This is a genomic window from Pseudovibrio sp. POLY-S9 (assembly GCF_001431305.1).
Lineage (GTDB): Bacteria > Pseudomonadota > Alphaproteobacteria > Rhizobiales > Stappiaceae > Pseudovibrio.
In genome coordinates this window covers 159,721-161,011 of sequence record NZ_LCWX01000071.1, presented here as the reverse complement: position 1 = coordinate 161,011, position 1,291 = coordinate 159,721, and the positions used below count along the sequence as shown (strand labels likewise).

Here is a 1,291-nt window from a genome sequence, read left to right as displayed (position 1 = left end):
CCATCGGGGAAATCTGCGACCTCTACAATCCGACAGAATGCTGGAACTACTTCAAAGCCGCAGGATGCATCTCAAATTAATCTCGAAACGCTTTAGTGATGCGTGAAAGCCTTCAAAGAATGCTTTTCTCAGGTTGGACCAATTAAAGTCCCCATTTTTGAAGCGTTTCGTCGGCAGTACTCCCCCATCCCGCAGATGATCGATTGAAATATGCCAGAACGGCAGCTCAATCGCGTTTTGCAGCGCAACTGCAGTGGTTGACTTTCCGCTACTTGAGGGACCGTGCAGAATAATAATTTGCCCGTTCATATTGGTATTCCATAAAAAATCAAAAGCTTAGAAATGCGGACTGATCTCATAAATCCAGAGAGCCCGTGGATGGCGAGTCAGCCAACCAAAATCATTGCACACTTAAATCTGATACCAAACCAACCATAGTTTTTTACCCACCTGCGCTGCTTTGCCACAAAAGCAACATGAACCAAAAGCATATGAAAAACAGCAAAGTTTATGATAATTAGGCAGATATAGCTTTTTTGAGGTAAAGACCTCGCGGGCACTCGGGTTCAGCTTGGGATTTATTTGTGACGGACTTCAATAGGGTCTGCAAAACCTGTGCGCTGAAGCATGGGGGTGTGCTTTCGTGAACACCTTCACACTGAGAGCATCATTACAAAAGCACATCGGCAATTTGGGCGGGCGCAGGGAAGCAATAATGTATATAATCCGACACCTTATGGTGCCAGCACTGCTGAGTACTGGACTGGTCTTTTCTGTTCCTGTTTATGCGCAGGATACCTCTGCCCCGCAGCCCAAACCGACGTTTGAGGATGCTAAAGATCAGCAATCCTATTGGTTTCCAGAGACCGACCTCAAACTGCATCCCAGAATAATCTCTCGTCAGCTGCCCAATGGTATGCGGTATTTGCTGGTTCAGAGCCAATCCCCCAAGAATCAGATTGAGGTTCGTATGGCGGTTGATGCTGGCTCCTCCTTGGAAAAAGGGTTGGAACCGGGTGCTGCTCACTATTTGGAGCATATGGCGTTTAATGGTTCTACCAATGTGCCGGAAGGCGAGATGGTGGCCTTGCTGGAGCGCGCGGGACTGGCGTTTGGCGCTGGAACCAATGCAGCGACCACATTGAACAGCACCACATACCGCCTCTCTCTGCCTTCAGCGGATGCGGAGTTGCTGGACACTGCGCTGTTTATTATGCGCGAGACTGCAAGCGAACTGACGCTTTCAACAAGTGCTATTGACCGTGAGCGCGGTGTTGTTGCCTCTGAAGTG

2 protein-coding genes are annotated in these 1,291 nt (G+C 48.8%); one reads left to right on the top strand and one right to left on the bottom strand.

Going from position 1 to position 1,291, the window contains the following annotated elements; translation table 11 throughout:
• Positions 1-51: 51 nt before the first annotated feature.
• Positions 52-309 (bottom strand): hypothetical protein, encoded by a 258-nt coding sequence (locus PPL9_RS05430; RefSeq protein ID WP_208989185.1) that lies wholly within the window; start codon positions 307-309, stop codon positions 52-54.
• A gap of 406 nt (positions 310-715) precedes the next feature.
• Here PPL9_RS05430 and PPL9_RS31125 point away from each other — a divergent pair.
• The coding region (locus tag PPL9_RS31125) for an insulinase family protein (RefSeq protein ID WP_161831211.1) at positions 716-1,291 on the top strand (576 nt) is incomplete at its 3' end.